The organism is Lentzea xinjiangensis, assembly GCF_900110955.1.
Taxonomy (GTDB): Bacteria; Actinomycetota; Actinomycetes; order Mycobacteriales; family Pseudonocardiaceae; genus Lentzea; species Lentzea xinjiangensis.
Map to the genome: position 1 here is coordinate 15,573 of NZ_FOFR01000035.1, position 18,558 is coordinate 34,130.

The window sequence follows — 18,558 nt, forward strand, 5'->3', positions numbered from 1 at the left end:
AGGTGTTCTCAGGCCGTGACGTTCCACACCTGACCCGCCGGTAACATCCTGGCACGCTGCATGTCATGGAGTACGCCTGCCGCGTCACGCCCGCTCACGCGGACGTGTTCGCGCACGTCGTCATCCCGTGGGCCGACGAGGCCGGCGCGCGTCTGCGCGTCACGCTGGCCCCACTGCCCGGAGCGGCCGTCGACCCGTCCGCGCTGATCGCCTCCGCCGCCGCCCACCTCACCCGGCGCCTCACCCGCCTCGTGACACCGGTGCTCGTGCACGAGCTCTCCCGGGCCACCGGGCTGCGGGGCTCCGACGAGCACGAACGCTTCGCGGACTTCCTCACCCGCCGCCACTTCCGGGACTACCCCGTGCTCGTCCGGGAGCTGGACCGCGAACGCGACACCGCGGTCGAGTCCGTGACCGAGATCGCCACCCGCTACGCGGCCGACCGGGACCGCCTCACCGGCACGCTGCTCACCGGCACCGCCCCGCTCGTCGCGGTCGTGTCCGGCGACCGGCACCGGGGCGGGCGCGCCACCACGGTCCTGGGGCTGGCCGACGGCCAACGCGTGGTGCACAAGCCCCGCGGCGTCGCCGGCCACCAGGCGCTGGCTCGCCTGGTCGAGCGGGTCAACGGTCTGGCGGACCTCGGGCTCGCGACCGTGAAGGCGGTGCCGGGCAACGGCTACGGCTGGACCGAGCACATCGAGCCCGCGCCGCTGCCCGCCGGTGCCGCCCACGCGTACTTCCTGCGGCTGGGTGGCCTGCTCGCGGTGCTGCACCTGCTGCGCGCCACCGACATGAACCACCGCAACGTGATCGCCCGGGCCGCACAGCCGCTGCTGGCCGACGTGGAAACCCTGTTCCAGCCACACCTCCAGGGCGACGGGTCCGACCCCGCCGCCGAGGCGCTCGGCCGTTCCGTCGCGCGCACCGGCATCCTCCCCGCCGGCGCCGGCCGCCACGGCCTCGTCGACATCTCCGCCGCCGGTGGCGACGCCGGCCAGGAAACCACGGACACCACCAGGGAATGGCTCGACGCGGGCACCGACGGCATGCGCGCCGTCCTGAGGCCCGAGACGATCCCCCACACCGCCCACCGCCCGACCTGGCGGGGCCGGCCGGTCGAGGCCGCCGACCACGCGGACGCGGTGCTGTCCGGCTTCCGGCGCGCCTACGACGCGATCTCCCGCCACAAAGCCGAGTTCGCCGACGCGCTCACCGCGTGCGCCTCGATGCCCGTGCGGGTGAAGCCCCGGCCGACAGCCCGGTACGTCCAGCTCCTCGACACCGCGAGCCGGCACGGGTTCGTGCACGACGCCGAGACCCGGCTCCACGCCCTCGAAGCGGCGTGCGCCCCCGACGCCCTGCCCGGTCTGGCCGCCCTCGAAGCCGCCGAGCTGGACACGAGTGACGTCCCGTTGTTCACCGCCCGCGCCGACGGCCACGACCTCTTGTCCGCCAAGGGAAATCTTTCCGGCGTGTTCGCCACGTCAGGACTCGGCGACGCGCTCACGTGCCTCGCCGCCTTCGACGAGGCGGACCGCGCCGCCCAGGAATGGGTGATCGCCGCCTCGCTGGCGACCCGCCGGCTGACCGCCCGCGACCCCGGCCAAACCCGGCAGCACGCCGTCGACACCGCCGGGATGTTGTCCGCCGCACGCGCGGTCGCCGACCGGATCGTCGCGAGCGGGTACGGCACCGAGCGGGTCAACTGGATCGGCCTCGAACCGGTCGAGGACACCCGGTGGCTGGTACTGCCGATGAGCGCAGGACTGGCGCACGGCTACACCGGCGTAGCGCTGTTCCTCGCACAGATAGGCCACATCAGCGAGGAGCACCGCTACACCGACGTGGCGCGACGAACGCTGACCGCGGTGCCGGAACTGTTGGCGGCACTGCGCCACAACGAGGACTTGATCGCCGAGGTCGGCTCCGGCGGCCTGACCGGGTTCGCCGGAATCGGCTACGCCCTCGCCAGGACCGCCACGCTGCTCGACGACCCGGAGATCGCCCGCTGGGCCCGCACGACCGTCCGGCTGGCAGCGGAGGCGGCGGAGTTCGCGCCCGAACACGGCCTGGCCCCGGCGATGCGCGCCATCGACGCGGAGGTCGGCTGCGAGGAGGCCCTGGACCTGGCCGAGCGCCACCCGTCCGGACCGACCGGCCCCGCGCGGTGGTGCCGGCACGGCGTCTCCTCCTGGACCGACGACTTGTCCCTGTGCCACGGCGAGCTCGGCCGTGCGGACGTGTCGGTGTCCGGGTGGTCCGCCGCCGCGAGGCAGCGCTGTGCGGGCGCGGTGCTGACCATGTTGCGGCGCGACGGGCCGCGCTGCGTCACGCCGGACTCGGTGCCGACGCCGGGGCTGCTCACCGGGCTCGCCGGGATCGGCCTCGGTCTGCTGCGGCTGGGGTTCCCGGAGCGCACACCGTCCGTCCTGCTCTTCGAGCCGTCAGCCTGATCCTCGTGGGACGCCGGAGGGCTGGGGACAACTGTTCAACTGACGATCTCGCCTTTTCGGTGCGATAGAACTTCTTAATAGCCAAGGTTCCCCCGATCCAGGTAAATCTCGGCGAAACACCGTTACGCAGCGGCACCGGCTCGTAACATAAAAGTCCCCCGGCCCGATGAACGGAGCCGGGGGGATGGAGCGGGTCGTCCCAGCCGCCGCGGTGAGGCGGCGGCCAGGAGCATCACCCGAACTTCATGGACCAGAGGCTGAGAACGAGTCCGACAACGTCATAGCCCAAGGTCGGCTGTTCGGCGGCTGCGGCCAGTGCCGCAGCCGCCAACAGGCTGTACGTCGCCGCGTACGCGGCGACCTGAATATTTTTCATTTACCTTCCTGTTGCGGTCTGCCCCGACGCCAAGATCCTTTCACAAGCTGAGAGGCATCCGAAGTCAGGTCACCCTAAGCAACGACGGCGCACCTGTGAAATCGATTAACCAGGTCACGCACGGACAGGCGGTGACGACATGCGATTACTTTGCCCATTTTCGACACAATCACCACCACTTCGAATGACACTCAAGTCAGTGAGTGGTCATTCCAAGTCGCGAAGTATTTCGCTGCGCTCCTGACTACCGGTCTTGTATTCAGGACGCGACTGCGGCACGGCTGGTTGCCCGAAACTGCCGAGTTCATCCAAGTGGGCGGCGATCGCGTCTGCTCTGTCATCTCCGATGTCGCGGAAGGCCGCGAAAGCCATCTCCCACTGCTCGACGGCCACGTCGAGCTCCCCCGCCTTCCATTCGACCTGCCCGAGCAGGTCGTGCGCCTCGCCTTCACGCCGGCGGTCACCGCGAGCCAACTCGATCGCACGAGTCGCGTAGTGCCTGGCGGTGTCGAGATCGCCGCGATCCCTGGTGACCGCCCCGAGGAGCGTCAGAGCAGAAGCCTCACCTGGGCGGTAGTGCGCTTGCTGGAACAGGCCCGCCGCCAGGTGCGCGCTACCTGATGCGCTTAACGAGTCACCCAGGTCGTAGGCGAGCTGCGCGAGCGCCAAGCGACTGTCGCCCTGCCCCTTGGTGTCGGCGAGCTTTTCCCTGACGTGCAGCCCTTCGTAGAGGTACGCGGCCGCCTCGTCGAGCCGGCCGCCACGACCGCACACCTCGCCGAGCCGGTGCAGAATTCCGGCTCTGGTGTCGTCCGTGACCGCCAAGGCAAGGGCCTGTTCGTAGAGTTCCACCGCGCGCGGCACGTTGTGCGCTCCGCGCAGGCATGACGCCTCGTTGCGCAAGAGCACGGCGAGCGTCTCCGGGTCGTCACGATCGCCGAAGATCTCCCTCGCTTCCCGGATGCAGCGCTCGGCCGTCTGATGGTCGTACCGCGCGTTCAAATGGACAAAACCCAAATTTTGTAAAGTGTCGACCAGCTCACTGATCTCACCGCACATCCGCGCGGCGGCGGCGCCCGCCTCCATCACGGCGATCACGGAGTCCGTACGCGAGTACCGCAACAGCAGCTCGCCCACCGCGTTCGCCAGCCGCCAGACGTGCTCCGGACCGGCAACGTGCTGGATGACCGCCACGAGTGCGTTCTCTTCCTCCAGGCACCACCGCGCCACGTCGTCCTCGTCGACGAAATCGCGCGGACGCACCCCGGGAGGCAGCGGCAACATCGGCACTTCTTCACGGAAGCCGACCACTCGCCGATCCGCGTTGTGAACGGTACCCATGTACCAGCTGATCAGCCGGTGCACCGCGGACGCGCGCTCCGCCGGTCCTTCGTCGCGCTCGGCGCACTCAGCGGCGTACTGGCGCAACAGGTCGTGCATTCGATAGCGGTCGCCATCCGTGGCGTCGACCAACCTGGTCCACACCAGCGAGTCGACGAGTTGACGCGCTTCCTCGCGCTCGACTCCGGCAAGCGCCGCGACGATGTCCAACGACACTTCGCGCACCGGGTGCAGGCCCAGCAAGCGGAACAACCTCTTCTGCTCAGCGCTCAGGTTCCGGTACGACAGCTCGAACGCCGTACGGATACTGCACGATGACCCATCTCCCAGCGACAGCAGCGCACGGCCCGACGCCAGCACCCGGACGACGTCGTCGATCGAGCGACCCGGTTGCGCCGCCACCTGCTCACCGATCAACGCCATGGCGAGAGGCATGCCGCCGGCCAGCTCCGCGAGCCGGCCCACCACAGCCGGATCGGCGCGCCGGCCGAGCCGATGCCCCAGCCAGGCGACGGTGTCGTCTCGGCCGAGAGGTTCCACGGTCAGGCAGCGAGCGCGGTGGCGGACCGCGAGCTCGCTCAGCCGGGTCCGACTCGTCATCAGCACAACGCAGTTCGACAGCGCCGGCAACAACGAGCGCACATGGTCCGTGTCTTCGACATTGTCCAGAACCACGAGCATTCGGCGGTTCGCGAGCAGCTCACGCAGCCGGGCCGTGCGGGCTTCCAGCGACGGGATCGCGTCGGCCGCGACACCGAACTCGGCCAGGAGGTCCTTCACCACCTGGGCCGCCTCGACCCGTGGACCGTGTGCCACACCGTCGAGCGAGGCGAACCAATAGCCATCCGGGAACCGTTCTCGCACCGACGACGCCCAATGCACGGCCAGTGTCGTTTTGCCCACGCCCGGCGGCCCATCCAGCGAGATCAGCTTGGGTGATGGGTGCGGCAGGACGAGATTGCTCAGTTCCGCCAACAGGTCTGTGTGCCCGGTGAACGCGTCGACGCTGTGCGGCAGGTACTGCGGACGCGGGCCCGGCTGCACTGACACCGCGCGTTGAGCGTGTTGCTGGCGCAGCTCTTCGTGAAGCGTCCAGAGCTCCTTCTCGGAGCCGTCGGCGAGCTCGGCTTGGATCCGGCGCCGGACGTCCACGTAGTAGCTCACGGCCTCGACACGCTTGCGCAGGCCGTAGAGCGCCACAAGGCGGTGTCTGGCCAGCATCACGTCGAGGTCGTGTTCCGGCTGGATCTCGTTGAGGTGGGCCAGCATCTCCTCGTAGCGGTGCAGTTTGCCCAGGCTGTACAACAGCCCGTTCATCACCGGGAGGTAGTGGTCACGGACCACGACCCGGCGCCGGTCGCATGCGAGATCGCTCTCAAGATCAGCGAGCGGTTCACCGATCCACAAGCTGATCGCTTCTTCGTACAGCGCGCACGCCTGTTCGACGTCCGGCGATGCTTGAAGTGCCGCGCTTTTCGCTTTCCTGGCCAGTTCGGAGGAAGCAAAAAAGTCGATCAGCGAGCGGTCCACCTCCAGCCGGTATTCACGTTCCACATTGGTGATCACGCCCGGGAGACCGGCGTCGTGCAGCGCCGACCTGATCCTCGCGATGTGCGTCTGCAAGGTCGACTGCGGATTGCTCGGGCCCTCGTCGGACCACACCCAGTTCACGAGTGTGCGCACCGACACCGGCCTGCCGGCGTGGAACAGCAGAACGGCGAGAACCGCACGCTCCTTCGGCTTCCCCCAGTTCACGACGAAGCCGTCCGCCGTCCTCAGGCTCGTGCGCCCGAGAATCCTGAATGCGATCTCCACCCGCGCCACCCCTCGCCAGGTGCATCTCTCCCGCGAGCAGTCTCCTCCCAACCCGGCGGGCTTTCCAGCGATGTTGCGAATTCGAGGCCCGATCGGACTACTGAAAGGCCGCTGAAACCGGAATCAGTCCAGCACGCTTGGAAAGCGGTTCCCCGATTTCGGCACCTCGCCTCCTCACCTGCGCGTTCAGCGAAGTTCGGCGACACGGAAAGGGATTCGAGCAGAGTCGCACCGCACCTTGGTGTCCACAAACCAAACGGAGGTGCGTTGTGGACATCGTTGTTGTCGGACTCGGCTTCACCGGACTTCCCACGGCCGTTGCGGCGGCGCGGGCGGGGATGGCCGTTCTCGGGGTCGACGCCAGTGCGGAGCGGGTGCGGGAGATCGCCGGGCGACGGCCTGGGTGCGGGCTCGGGACGGTCGCGGAGCAGGAGCTGGACGCGGCCATCGCCAGTGCGCGCCTTTCGTTGCGGCACAACGCCGACGGCATCCCGCACGCCGGCGTTTACGTGTTGTGCGTGCCGACGCCTGCGGACCGCCACGGCAGGCTGGACGTGTCGCTGCTGACGCGGGCGGCGGACGACGTGGCGAAGGCGATGCGGCCCGGTGCGTTGGTCGTCGTGCAGAGCACGTGCTCGCCGGGGACGGTTGAAGAGGTGCTCCTGCCGCGCATCTCGGCGGTGTCGGGGCTGTGCGCGGGGCTGGACTTCCACCTCGCGCACTCACCGGTGCGCACGGATCCCGGCAACGTCGCCGTTGACACCGTGCCGCGGGTGGTCGCGGGGTACACGCCGCGGTGCACCGAGCTGGCGGTGCGGTTCGTGAGCCGGGTGGCGCACCGGGTGGTGGCCGTCAGCTCACCGAGGGCCGCCGAGCTGGTGAAGATCTTCGAGAACACGTTCCGGATGGTGAACATCTCGCTCGCCAACGAGCTCGCGGCGTTGTGCCGGGCTCAGCGGGTCGACGTCGGCGAGGTGCTGGAGGCAGCGGGCAGCAAGCCGTACGGGTTCCTGCGGCACCGGCCCGGTCCCGGCGCGGGCGGTGACTGCATCCCCGTGTCGGCCGGGTTCTTCACGGCCAGCGCGCGCCGGCACGGGTTGCACTCGCCGGTGGTCGAGGCGGCGATCGCGGTCAACAACGCGATGCCCGCGCACACCGTGCACCGGGTCCGGGAGGCGCTCGCCGCGCGCGGGCTGCCGCCGTTGCGGCGCAGCAGAGTGCTCGTCGCAGGTGTGACCTACAAGCCGGACACGGCGAACGTCCGGCAGTCCGCCGCGGTGCGGGTGATCAACGAGCTGGCCGCTGAGGCGGACGTGGCCTACCACGACCCGTACGTGCCGACCCTGGTGCTCGACGACGGCAGCACGCTCACCTCCCAGCCGGTTGGGGCACCCGCCGACATCGTGCTGGTCATGACGAAGCACGCGGCGCACGAGCCGGTGCGACGCGACGACGTGCCGGTCTTCGACTGCTCGTCGGGTGACCCGGTCGAGGTCGTGTGATGTGGGAGCCGTTCGGGCTCGGCGCCGCGAGGCGGGTCACCGTGCCGGAATGCCGCCAGGTGCTGGTGCCGGTGCCGCACCTGGTGGCGGGCACTCGTCTCATGGACGTGCTGCCCCTGCTGGCGGGAGATCCGCGGGTGCAGGTCGTCGGCACGGTGCCGCCGGAGTCCCCGCCCGGCACCGAGGAGTTCTTGCAGGCCCAAGGTGTTCGGGTGATCGCCTGGGCGTACGCGCTGCGGCACCGGTTCGACCTGGTGCTCGCCGCGAGCAGGCAGGGCATCGACCTGCTCCACGGTCCCATCATGGTGCTGCCGCACGGGGCGAGCGCGGCGAAGTCCAGGAGGCTGCACGGGCACGGTCTCGACCGGGCGTCGCTCACCCGTGCCGGACGGGTCGTGCCGGACGCGATCGTCCTGGCCCACGAGGACGAGCTCGCGCTGCTGGCCGACGCGTGTCCCGAAGCCGTTCCGAACGCGGTGCTCGCCGGTGACGTCTGCCTCGACCGGCTCCGCGCGAGCCTGCCGTTCCGCGCCCGCTACCGAGCCGCCGCGGGCATCGACCCGGGCGACACGCTCGTGACGATCAGCTCGACCTGGTCGCCGGGGTCCACGTTCGGCAGCCGGATCTCCCTGTACCGCACGCTGTCCCGCGCGGGCCGGACCGCGGCGGTCCTCCACCCGAACATCTGGCAGGTGCACGGCGTGTGGCAGGTCCGCGCGTGGCTCGCCGACTGCCCTGGACTGATCATCGTGCCACCGCAGGAAGGCTGGCGTGCGGTGGTGGTCGCGAGCGACGCCGTCGTGGGCGACCACGGCTCGGTCACCCAGTACGCGGGGGCTCTCGGCATCCCGGTCGTCCTCGCCGGCACGCCGCCCGTCCGGCCCGGCAGCTTCGCGGACCGGCTGGCGCGGCAAGCTCCGCGGCTCGACATCAGCGCACCCGTCGCGGCACAGGCGCGGCAGGTCTCGCTGACGATCAGCTCCCGGCAGGGCGAGGCGGCCGCCGTGTTGCGCAGGACGATGTACCGGCTGCTCGACCTGCCCGAGCCCGCACGGGACTGCCGCGCCGAACCGGTTCCGGTGCACCATGTCTGACGGCGTCACGCGCGTGGCCGGCCTCTTGGTGGTGGAGATCAGCCGCGCGGCAAGGAGGTGGCGCAACCTCGCGGACGTGCTGGTGTGCCCGCCAGCGCCGTCAGCCGGGGTCGCGGTGGTGTTCGCCGGTCGTCTGCTCCGGGATCACGTCGGCTGCGGCGCTGTGCTCGTGCCGGTCCAGCAACCGCCTGATGCGGACGGCCGACGGATCGGCGGGGTCGCGGTAACACGCCAGCGCGGACCGGTAGTGGTCGCGGGCCTCCTCGTCGTCCTCCGCGATCCCGGCCAGCACGACGAAGGCGTCCGCGCGGTGGAACGGTGAGGTGCGCAGATCGCGGATCGCCGAGTCGAGCAACGACCTGGCGCGGTCGAGCCGGCCCGCCCCGGCGCACGCGCGGGCGAGGAAGGTCCTGACCCTCGCCCGCTCGACCGGGTCCGCGAGCTGGGCCTCCGCCCGTTCCAGCTCCCCGATCGCCTCGGCGCACCGGCCCAGCTCGATCAGCGCCTCGCCGATGCGCCGGCGGGCCATCCCGGCACCGCGCTCACGTCCGCGTTGGACCCGCACCTCCAGCACCTGCCGGTAGCAGCGGAGCGCGGCTTCCGGCTCACCGCGGCCGAGGTGCACCCGGCCGAGCATCGACAGCGCGGTCGTCTCGCTCACCGGATCGTCCAGCCCGGCCGCCAGGACGGCGTCCAGCACCGCGACGGCCTCGTCGTAGCGGTGCAGGTTGACGTACGCCATCGCGAGCCGGTTGCCCAGCCTGGCCGCGGCCAGGGGCTCACCGCACTCGTGAGCCGCGTTGATCGCGAGAACGTGCGTCTCGATCCAGTCCGAGTAGTAGTGGCGGTGCAGGAACAACGCCCACAACGGCTCGCACAGCTGCCAGACCAGTTCCGGCCAGCCGTGCCCGTGCGCGGAGTGCACCGCCGCGATGAGGTTCGGCCGTTCGAGCTCCAGCCACTCCAACGGCTCTCCGGCCATTGGACCGGTGTCCTGATAGCGGGGCCCGACGCGTTGATGACCCGGCTTCGCGGCCAGATCCGCGGACACGGCGGCGGCGACGTACCACTCGATCGCCCGCCTCAGTCCCTCTTCGCGGGTGGCGTCCGCTTTGCTCCGCGCGTGCGTCCGCAGCATGTCGTGGTAGCGGAAGCGGTCGTCGGCCAGCTCGCTCAGCAGGTTCTTCTCGACGAGGTCCTCCAGGGCCCCGCCCACCTCGTCCACCGGCTCACCCGCCACGGCGGCGGCGGCCTCCACGCCGAAGCTGGTGCCGGGCAGCCAGGCGCACAACCGGTACAGCCGCGCCTGCGGGTCCGGAAGGTCCACATAGGACAGGTCGAGCACGCTCGCGACCGACGCGTCCGCGTCCAGCTCCGGCAGGCGTTCGGCGCGCAGCTCGCTCAGCTCACGCCCCAGCGACCGGCGCGGTCGCGCCGACAACCGGGCGCCCACCACCGCCAACGCGACCGGCAGCCCGCCGCACAACCGGGCGAGCTCCCCCGCCGCGTCCGGTTCCGCCCCCATCCGGTCGTCCTGGACGATGTTCTCGAGCAGCCTCACGGAGTCCACCAGCCCCAGCGGCTCCACCTCGACGAACCGCGCTCCGTCGGTGCCCAGCGGGCTCAGCCGCCACCGGCTCGTCACCACTACGGTGCCCGACGCGGGCAGCAGCGGCCGGACCTGGGCGGACGACACGGCGTTGTCGAGCAGTACCGCGAAGGCGAGCCCGGCCGTGACGGACCGGAACATCGCTTGCCGCGCCGCCAACGACGCCGGGACGTCCTTCAACCCGAACGCGTGCAGGAACCACTCCAGCACGTCTTCCGGGGCGACCGGCCCGTCCGGCGCGTGCGCGCCCAGATCGACGTAGAGCTGCCCGCCGGGGAACCGGTCGCGCCGGTCGTGCAGCCACCGCAACGCGAGCGAGGTCTTGCCCACCCCGCCCGGCCCGCTGATCACCAGCAGCGGCCAGCCCTCCATCGCCGCCAGCTCGTCGCGCCTGCTGACGAAGCACCGCGGCGCGGGCGGTAGCTGGAACGGCACCGGCGTCGGCTCGTCGTTGTGCAGGTGCACGACGCCGATCGACGACGCCTGCACCACCCGTCCCGCTCTGCCCGACATCACATTCCGCACTGGTCCGCCTCCCCGCCTGACCACGCTAAAGCTTGGAGGCCTGCTGTTCAGCCATCACACGGGTGTCAGCCGGGTCATTTCGTCACGATGCCCGCCCACAGGCCTGCCCGGCCGTGACGCGCGCAGGACACCGGTCTGTACCGTGCGCTCGTGGAGATCACCGACGACCGCGCCTTCCCCGCCGCCCTGGCCGCGTTGAGCGGCATCGAGTTCCCCTGGCACCACGACGAGCAGGCCGACGAGGCGACGCCGACCAGCATCGACTACGAGCCCTACGACGAGTTCCAGTGCGCCGGGGAGACGGCGGAGTGGATCAGGGCCTGGACGGGCAACGAGGAGCTCGACGGCGCCGAGTTCCGGGTGTTCGGCCAGGACGGCACGGGTGGGCTGGCGGCGTTGTGGCTGGTGCGACCGGGACCGTTGACCGCGCAGCCGGTGGTCTTCTTCGGGTCGGAGGGCGCGGTCGGCGTCGTCGCGACGAACCTGGCCGAGTTCCTGTGGCTGCTCGCGGGTGGCGTCGGGCCGCAGGAGGCCGTGGAGTTCGGGTCGGACAGCGGCGTGCCGCACGGAGAGCTGCGCGCGGTCGCCGAGAAGTACGCCGGCGAGCCGCGCACGCCCGCCGAGGTGCTGGCGGCGGCACGGGCCGAGTTCCCTGGCTTCGCCGAGGAGGTCGAGTCCTGGTGCCGTTGAGCGGCAGCGCGGATGCCGTCGTGCGTCAGACGCGGGGGAAGTAGGCGGCGACTTCGGCGATGGCGTTGAGCGTGTCGTCATCCTTGCGCGCTCGCAGTTGTGCCGGCGACGACCGCGCCCCCTCCCCCGGCATCGAAATGTCACCCGGACGTGTGGCTCGCCCGTGCAGCATCGCTGGTCAGGCGCCGACGCACACGAACCCGTTCGGCTGGTCCAGCTCCTCCTGCGCCTCGGCGAGCGCCCGCGCCGCCGGCAGCCCTGAACGCAACCGGCGGTGCACGGCGATCATCAGGTCCTTGGTCGCGGCGTCCGGGACCGGCACGACGGACGCGATCAGCTGCGAGGCGCCGCGGTCGAGGAACGTCGCGGCGAGCCCGAGGAGCTCGTTGCCGGACACGACGACCGAGCGGCCGACGTCGCAGGCCGCCATGACCACGGTCTCCGGCACCTGGTCGAGGCGTTGCACGTCGTAGACCACCAGTGGGCCGTCGTGCAGGGACAGCGCGGAGAACAGCGGGTTGTCCGGGTTGAGCCGGCCGTGGGCCGCGAGGTGCACGGTGGTGGCCGTGGCGAGCGCTTTCAGGACGTCGTCCACGGTGGCGTCACGGGGGTTCGGCACGCGGTGGAGGTCGGCCACGGCCTGCGCCTCCTCCTCCGCGCCGGGCAGGCCGGGGCCGCTGGCCACGGCGAAGGTCCTCTCCCGTGGCGGGCGGGTGGCGGCGGCGTGCCACAGCGTCGCCGACGGTGAGACCACGACCGGTTTCCCGCGGCACGAGGGCAAGGTGGACCACGGGACGTCGTGCAGCACGCCGGTCGGCACGACTACCAGCGGCCGGTCGCAGCGCGGCAGGAGCAGCTCGTCCAGTTCGCCCGCCGTGGTGCGCAGCAGGGCGCCGATCTCCGGGCGGGGCCGCTTCGCCAGGTGCCGCAACGCGAACGGTACGCGCGCCAGCAGGTCCGCCACCTCGCGGACCGGGGCCACCGGCCGCAGGTCCAGCCGGCCGTCGGTGAGGGTCAGCGCCAGCAACGCGCCGTCGAGCTCGATGAACTGGACCAGCACGCGGTCGCCGAGGTCCAGTTCGGACGCCCGGACGGGGTCGAGCACCCCGCCGGCGGAGCCGCGGAGCAGGCGGCTGCGGTTCCTGATCCGCCGCTCCAGCTCGACCTGGCGGTGCTCGAGCTTCGCGGCGGGCAGGTTCGCGAGCCTGGCCCGGTCGAGCTCGGCGACGGTCGAACGCAGCTGCGGCAGCAGCGCGGCGAGCTCGGGGTCGTCGGGCGGGCGGACCTCGTGGTGCCGCAGCCGGCTCGCCCGGCCGCGCTCCGCCCACTCGAAGACGTCGGCGGGTCTGCCGCCGGTCAGGGCCGTGCGCAGGCCCAGCGACGCCAGGTCGGCGCGGTGCCTGGCCGAGTGCGCGCGGAGATCGCCCGCGCCCAGGGCGGCGTGGTGCTCGTCGAGGATCCGCAGGCCTCGTCTGGCCGCGGCGGCCGCGCGGCGCGGGTCGGCGCGTTCGAGCAGCAGCGCTTCCGCGTACCAGCCGCGGGCCCGCAGCGTGGCCGGGCCGCTCGACCGGGCACGGCCGGCGGCGGCCAGGTGCGCGCCGGCGCGGGCGGTCTGCCTGCGCCGCACGGCGAGGCGCGCCAGGTCCAGGTGCGCCTGCACGAGGGCGGACGGGCGGCCCCGCAACGCCGTGACCATGGCGTCGAGGTCGGGGTCGGTGAGGCGGCAGGGCCTTCCCGCGTTCACCGCGGCACGCAGCACCACGGCCTTCGCCAGCGCGGCGTGGTGCTGCCGGTCCTGCCTGCCGAACTGGGCGAGCGCGGCGCGGGCGTGCCGTCCGGCGGCGGCCCAGTCCTCGGCGTGCAGCGCGATGTCGGCCAGCAGGAGCCTGGCCTCGGCGACCGAGAGCCTGCGGCCGTCGCGGCGGAAGGCCGCCACGGCCTTCGAGGCGTGCTCGAAGGCCTCGCCGACCAGGCCGACGGACAGCAGCAGCTCCGCGCGGTCCCGCAGCACGGGCGCGAGCTGGCCGCCGTGCCGCCCGATGATCTCCTCCGCCCGGTCCAGGTGCGCCAGCGCGGCCGGGACGTCACCGCGCTGGCTCTCCACGAAGCCCAGGTTCTCGGCGATGATGCCGACCACGAGGTCGCGCCCCAGCTCACGAGCGAGGCGGTCGGCCTCCAGCAGGTCCCTGGTCGCCGTGGCGAAGTTGTGGCGCTCGGCCTGCAGGACGCCCCGGTTCATCAGGACCCGCTGCAACGCGAGCCGGTCGGTGCCGCGGCGCAGCGCCCGTTCGGCGGACCGGTAGTCGGCGAGCGCCTCGTCGCGCCGGCCCAGGTGGTAGAGGATCACGGCGCGCTGGGCCCGCGCGCGGGCGCCGAGAACACCGACCGCCAGGTCCACCTCGCGCAGGGCCGCCGCCGCGCGGCCCCGGTGCACCAACGCGAAGGCGAGCTTCATCCGGCTCTCGGCCGCCGCCTCGCCGACGCCCAGGCGGACCGCGCGGCGCAGGTGTGCGACGGCCTCGTCGACCTGGCCGCACTGGGCCAGCGCGTGCCCCCACGCCTGCTCGGCGAGTGCCTCGGCGGGCGCGTCGCCGCCGGAGCGGGCGTGCCGTGCCACGACCGCGGCGGCCGGGATCGCCCTGGCCGGGTCGACGTCGGCGAGCCGCATCGCGTCCCGCGCCGCCTGTAACACCGATCCCGCGACCATGATGACCAATGTGCACGGCGACGACGTCCGCGCCAAGTATCAACGCCGGGCGCCGCGGCATCGGTCCACTGGAGACCCGACCCGGAGGCTGACATGACCACAGACGACGAGCTCTACTGCCCCACCACTGCCGAGCACGGCAGTCTCGTCGTGGACAGCACGCAGATCGACGTCGTGGAGCAGGCGCTGGCCCAGCTCCAGATCACCGTCGTCAAGACCGACCCCGTTCCCGCGTTCGACCTCGCGCTGCTGACGCTCGCTCACAACGACATGAAGGGGACGCCGGTCGCCGACGTCGGCCCGGTGCTGGGCGAGCTGCGCGCCCGGTTCGCGGGGCGGTGTGGCGGCTGGACCCCGTTCCTGGGCAAGAACCGCAACATGGGGAGCCAGTTCGGCGCCTACCCGCAGACCCAGAGCATGGGCTACTGGGACCCGCAACGCGTCGCACAGGACGCCTCGCTGTTCACCGGTGACGCGGGCCGCGGGGTGCGCGTCGGACTGCTCGACACCAAGATCTACGCCCATCCGCACCTCGAGGGCCACGACGTCCGCACACCGGACCACGAGAAGTTCACCGAGCCGGACGACGGGAAGCAGTTCACCGTCGAGGAGGGGCACGGCGTGTTCGCCGCCGGCCTCGTGCTGAGGCAGGCTCCGGGCGCCACGCTCGTCGCACGGCACGCGCTGGACGCCAGGGGCAAGGCCACCGCCTGGAACGTCGTCAAGAAGCTCGCCGAGTTCCTCGCCGACGAGGACCGCGTCAGCGTTCTCGTCCTGGCGAGCGGCTGCCGCACGCACGACGGTCAGGCGCCGCTGATCCTGCGCAGGGCGATCGAACGGCTCAGCCGGCACATCATGGTCGTCGCCGCGGCGGGCAACCACGGCGAAGTGGCCGGCATGTCACCGGACGTCCAGATCACCAGGAACTCGGCGACGTGGCCCGCCGCACTGCCGGGGGTCGTCGCGGTCGGCGTGGCCGGGGAGCTCTACAGCCCCGACCTGCCGTGGGTGAGCTGCACGATCGACGACAAGGACCCGGACGTCTTCGTCAGCACCTACCTCAAGGCGTGCGACGTCAAGCTGCACGAGGAGTTCCTGGAAGGCGACTACCCCGAGGGGTACGCGCGGTGGCGTGGCACGTCCTGCGCCGCGGCGGTCGTCGGCGGCCGGGTCGCGGCCAGGATGGCGGCCGGCGGGCGGACGGCCTCCGAAGCGCTCGCCGACCTGCGCGCCGCGGGCACGGTGGCGGACTTCACCTGGCAGCTCGCGTGACGACCCCCGGCCGCGAGACGCTCGCGAAGCGGCCCGGCCCGGCCACCCGGACCAGGCACCAGCCGAGGAACGCGAGGCCCAGCCACACGTAGCCGTTGCCGGCCAGGTGCTGCCACCAGGTCCACGCCAGCTCGCGGTCGCCCGCCGTCGGCAGCAGCCAGTGCGGGCCGACGGCGAACACCGCGGCCGCCGCGACCCGCACCCGGCCCCGCAGGAGCACCAGGGCGGGCGCGATCCACACCCAGTGGTGCGACCACGACACCGGCGAGATCAGCAGCCCCGCCGCGGCGACCGCGACGAGAGCCGTGAGGTCGTCGCGCAGGCGCACGGCCAGGAAAGCCGTCACCGCCAGAACGAGCAGTGCCGAGACGAGCCACGCGGAGTCGGGCGCGCCGAGCCGGAACAGCAGGCCGCGCAACGACTGGTTGGCGCTGTAGGCGAGGCCGCCGACGCGGTGCGGGTCGAGCACCGCGTCGAACCAGAACTGCCGCGACTGGCCGGGAGCGAGGGCCCAGCCGGCCAGGCCGCACGCCGTGAACGACGCCACGGCGGTCAGTGCGGGCCGCCACCGCCCGCGGCACAGGAAGAACAGCACGAACACCGCCGGGGTCAGCTTGATCGCGGCGGCGATCCCGACGAGCGTCCCCCGCGGCCACGGCGTGCGCGGCAGCAGGCAGTCGGCCGCGACCAGCCCGATCAGCACCATGTTGACCTGCCCGAGGTCCAGGCCTCCGCGCAGGGGTTCGAGCAGCAGGCACACCGCCGCCAGACCAGGTGCCGCCCGCGGGTCCGGCGCCGCCAGGTGGCAGGCGGCCGTGAAGAGCCCGATGCCGGCCGCGGTGAAGAGCACGGCGGCGAGCGGCACCGGCACCGCGGTCAGCGCGCTGAACAGGACTGCGGCGAACGGCGGGTAGGTGAACGGGAGCCCCTTGGGGGCGGTGAAGGCCGCGGTGTAGAGGTCGGCGCCGGACCACCACGCCTCGCCGCCCGCGAGGTAGACCCGCAGGTCCAGCACACCGGAACCGAAGCTGCGCACGAGGACCCACAGGACCAGGGCGGCCGCGACGAGCGCCCAGATCCGCCGGAGCGTCACCACACCCGCTGTGCGAGCGGCCGCCACCGCGAGGGACCCTGTGGCATGAACAGCAAGGCGCGCAACAGTTCCACGGAGTCGCGCGGAGAAGAACCGTTGCGGTGGCAGAACCGCCGGCCCGGACGGGGCCGGCCCCCGCCGCCACTTCCGGGCCGTGTACCACGCACCCGCGCCCAGCGGGACGGCACCGGCCACCACGCCACCCGCGACGAGCGGGTCCGGCAGCACCCCCGGCACCGTCGCGAACGCCCACCACACCTCGTCCAGCACAGGTCAGAACCCTTCGTCCACACCGAAATCCGATGTGGACGAGCCTCCTGCCGGACGGGGTGCCGCCGGATCGGCCCGAGGGTCCGAAGATCATGGCCGTGGGGACGGCCGGACGGCCGCAGGTGGCCGGGCGGCCATGGTCAGTCGGCCACCACGTGCGCGCGGAACGCCCACGCCACGATCTCGACGCGGTTGCGCGCTCCCACTTTGGCCTGCACCGACGCGAGGTAGGCCTTGACCGACGACACCGAGACCCCCACCGCCGCGGCGATCTCGCCGTTGCTCAGCCCCCGCGACACGAGCCGCACGACGTCCAACTCGCGCGCGGTCAGCACGTCGGCGTCGGCGCGGGCGACCGGCGGCACCGAGCGCCGCAGGACCCGCAGGACCACCTGGGGCGACACCAGGACGTCGCCGCGGGCCGCCGACCTGACCGCCTCGACCAGCAGGCCCGGGCTCGCGTCCTTCGTGAGGAACCCGCAGGCGCCGAGGTCCAGCGCCTCGTCCAGCACCTCGTCGCTGTCGAACGTCGTCACCACCACGACCCGCGTGTGCGGTGCGAGCTGCCGGGTGACCTCCAGGCCGTCGAGCCCCGGCATCCGCACGTCGACCAGGCACACCTGCGGGCGCAGCTCGCGGGCGCGCTCGACCGCGCTGAGCCCGTCGGCGACGTCGGCGACCACGGTGACGTCCGGCTGCGCCTCCAGGATCAGCCGGAAGCCGGCGCGCACCATGTCCTGGTCCTCGGCGATGAGCACGGAGATCACGCGCGCACCTCCCTCGGCAGCTCGGCCGTGACGAGCCAGCCGTCGCCCGTCGCACCCGCGAAGAACCGGCCGCCCAGCTCGTGCACCCGCTCCCGCATGCCCACGAGCCCGAACCCGCCGGAGTCCGCGGGACGCGAGGTGCCGTCGTCCGCGACGGACAGCAGCACCGCGGAAGCCGTCAGCCGCACGTCGACCTCGACGCTCCTCACGTCGTGGGCGTGCTTGCGCACGTTGGTCAGCGCCTCCTGCACCAGGCGCAGCACCGACCGCCCCAGCTCCTGCCGCACGTCCCCGGTCAGCTCGATGGTCGCCCGCACCGGCAGGCCCGACTTCTCCACGAGCCGGTGCAGATCGGCGGTGAGGTCGCCGGTGGCGGTGGCGGCCCCGTTGTCGCGCAACGTCCGGACCATGGCCCGCATCGCCCCCAGCGCGTCCGTGCCGCCGTCGACGATGCCGGGCAGCATGGAGCAGGCCTGGTCCTTGTCCTGCTCCGCCACCACGAGCGCGGCCTGCGCCTGCACCAGCATGCCCGTGACGTGGTGGGCCACGACGTCGTGCAGCTCGCGGGCCATGTCCAGCCGTTCGTCGCGCCGCACCCGCTCCGCCGCCGCCGCCGCGAGCAGCGCCCGCGACCGTTCCCGCATGCGCAGCAGCACTCCGGCCACGACCGTGATGCCGCTCAGGATCAGCAGCAGCTGGACCGCGTCCGCGCGGTACAGGAAGGCGTGGTGACGGACCCATGCCGCGTGCTCGCCGACGACCAGCAACGCCGCAACGGACAGTGCCGCGACGAGCACCGGCGCCTTCCACACGAGCAGGAACGCCAGCACCATCCCCCCGGCGATCTCGATGATGACGGCCACCGGGTTGTCGAGCCAGACGTTGCCGCGCACGCCGGGACCGTCCATCAGCAACGCCCGCTGGAAGCCGATGAGCGCGCCGGTCTTCAGGAAGATCACGGCACAGGCCACCACCGTCGCGACTACCAGCCTCCGGACCTGCGGTGCGTTGCGCGTCTCCCCCACGGCGGCGATCGTACGA

General features: G+C 72.2%; 12 protein-coding genes. 5 read left to right on the forward strand and 7 right to left on the reverse strand.

Going from position 1 to position 18,558, the window contains the following annotated elements; translation table 11 throughout:
• Positions 1–65 precede the first annotated feature (65 nt).
• On the forward strand, positions 66–2,456 hold the full coding sequence (locus tag BMW88_RS39290; protein ID WP_089961844.1) for a type 2 lanthipeptide synthetase LanM family protein: 2,391 nt from the start codon (positions 66–68) through the stop codon (positions 2,454–2,456).
• Between the two features lie 232 nt (positions 2,457–2,688).
• On the opposite strand, the gene BMW88_RS42570 is transcribed toward BMW88_RS39290, so the two are convergent.
• Positions 2,689–2,832 (reverse strand): hypothetical protein, encoded by a 144-nt coding sequence (locus BMW88_RS42570; protein ID WP_177221653.1) that lies wholly within the window; start codon positions 2,830–2,832, stop codon positions 2,689–2,691.
• A gap of 207 nt (positions 2,833–3,039) precedes the next feature.
• A complete protein-coding gene (locus tag BMW88_RS39295) occupies positions 3,040–5,988 on the reverse strand; it encodes an AfsR/SARP family transcriptional regulator (RefSeq protein ID WP_143116487.1) in 2,949 nt (982 codons plus the stop codon).
• A gap of 269 nt (positions 5,989–6,257) precedes the next feature.
• On the opposite strand from BMW88_RS39295, the gene BMW88_RS39300 reads away from it, so the two are divergent.
• Positions 6,258–7,490 carry a nucleotide sugar dehydrogenase gene (locus BMW88_RS39300; protein ID WP_177221654.1) on the forward strand — a complete coding sequence of 411 codons (1,233 nt, stop codon included), beginning with the start codon at positions 6,258–6,260 and terminating at the stop codon, positions 7,488–7,490.
• A complete protein-coding gene (locus tag BMW88_RS39305; protein WP_089961854.1) occupies positions 7,490–8,584 on the forward strand; it encodes a hypothetical protein in 1,095 nt (364 codons plus the stop codon). The genes BMW88_RS39300 and BMW88_RS39305 overlap by 1 nt, the downstream gene beginning before the upstream one ends.
• Positions 8,585–8,684: 100 nt before the next feature.
• On the opposite strand, the gene BMW88_RS39310 is transcribed toward BMW88_RS39305, so the two are convergent.
• Positions 8,685–10,706 (reverse strand): ATP-binding protein, encoded by a 2,022-nt coding sequence (locus tag BMW88_RS39310; protein ID WP_089961857.1) that lies wholly within the window; start codon positions 10,704–10,706, stop codon positions 8,685–8,687.
• Positions 10,707–10,868: 162 nt separating this feature from the next.
• Between BMW88_RS39310 and BMW88_RS39315 the strand changes: the two genes are divergently transcribed.
• On the forward strand, positions 10,869–11,408 hold the full coding sequence (locus tag BMW88_RS39315; protein ID WP_218148392.1) for an SMI1/KNR4 family protein: 540 nt from the start codon (positions 10,869–10,871) through the stop codon (positions 11,406–11,408).
• Positions 11,409–11,586: 178 nt separating this feature from the next.
• Here BMW88_RS39315 and BMW88_RS39320 read toward each other — a convergent pair whose 3' ends face one another.
• Complete coding sequence (locus BMW88_RS39320) at positions 11,587–14,115, reverse strand: CHAT domain-containing protein (RefSeq protein ID WP_143116488.1); 2,529 nt, start codon at positions 14,113–14,115, stop codon at positions 11,587–11,589.
• Positions 14,116–14,208: 93 nt separating this feature from the next.
• Between BMW88_RS39320 and BMW88_RS39325 the strand changes: the two genes are divergently transcribed.
• Positions 14,209–15,387, forward strand: a complete 1,179-nt coding sequence (locus BMW88_RS39325) for a S8/S53 family peptidase (RefSeq protein WP_089961866.1) — start codon at positions 14,209–14,211, stop codon at positions 15,385–15,387.
• Here BMW88_RS39325 and BMW88_RS39330 read toward each other — a convergent pair.
• The 3 genes from BMW88_RS39330 to BMW88_RS39340 form a co-directional block, all read right to left on the reverse strand.
• On the reverse strand, positions 15,368–16,480 hold the full coding sequence (locus BMW88_RS39330) for a glycosyltransferase 87 family protein (protein WP_177221655.1): 1,113 nt from the start codon (positions 16,478–16,480) through the stop codon (positions 15,368–15,370). The genes BMW88_RS39325 and BMW88_RS39330 overlap by 20 nt on opposite strands.
• A 410-nt stretch (positions 16,481–16,890) precedes the next feature.
• A complete protein-coding gene (locus tag BMW88_RS39335) occupies positions 16,891–17,517 on the reverse strand; it encodes a response regulator (RefSeq protein ID WP_089961873.1) in 627 nt (208 codons plus the stop codon).
• Positions 17,514–18,542 (reverse strand): sensor histidine kinase, encoded by a 1,029-nt coding sequence (locus tag BMW88_RS39340; protein ID WP_089961876.1) that lies wholly within the window; start codon positions 18,540–18,542, stop codon positions 17,514–17,516. The genes BMW88_RS39335 and BMW88_RS39340 overlap by 4 nt, the downstream gene beginning before the upstream one ends.
• Positions 18,543–18,558: the final 16 nt, after the last annotated feature.

Excerpts from the sequence above, each read along its gene's own strand:
- BMW88_RS39305 (WP_089961854.1), top strand. The coding sequence starts at position 7,490 with ATGTGGGAGCCGTTCGGGCTCGGCGCCGCGAGGCGGGTCACCGTGCCG.
- BMW88_RS39325 (WP_089961866.1), top strand. The coding sequence starts at position 14,209 with ATGACCACAGACGACGAGCTCTACTGCCCCACCACTGCCGAGCACGGC.
- BMW88_RS39320 (WP_143116488.1), bottom strand. The coding sequence starts at position 14,115 with ATGGTCGCGGGATCGGTGTTACAGGCGGCGCGGGACGCGATGCGGCTC.
- BMW88_RS42570 (WP_177221653.1), bottom strand. The coding sequence starts at position 2,832 with ATGAAAAATATTCAGGTCGCCGCGTACGCGGCGACGTACAGCCTGTTG.
- BMW88_RS39310 (WP_089961857.1), bottom strand. The coding sequence starts at position 10,706 with ATGTCGGGCAGAGCGGGACGGGTGGTGCAGGCGTCGTCGATCGGCGTC.
- BMW88_RS39290 (WP_089961844.1), top strand. The coding sequence starts at position 66 with ATGGAGTACGCCTGCCGCGTCACGCCCGCTCACGCGGACGTGTTCGCG.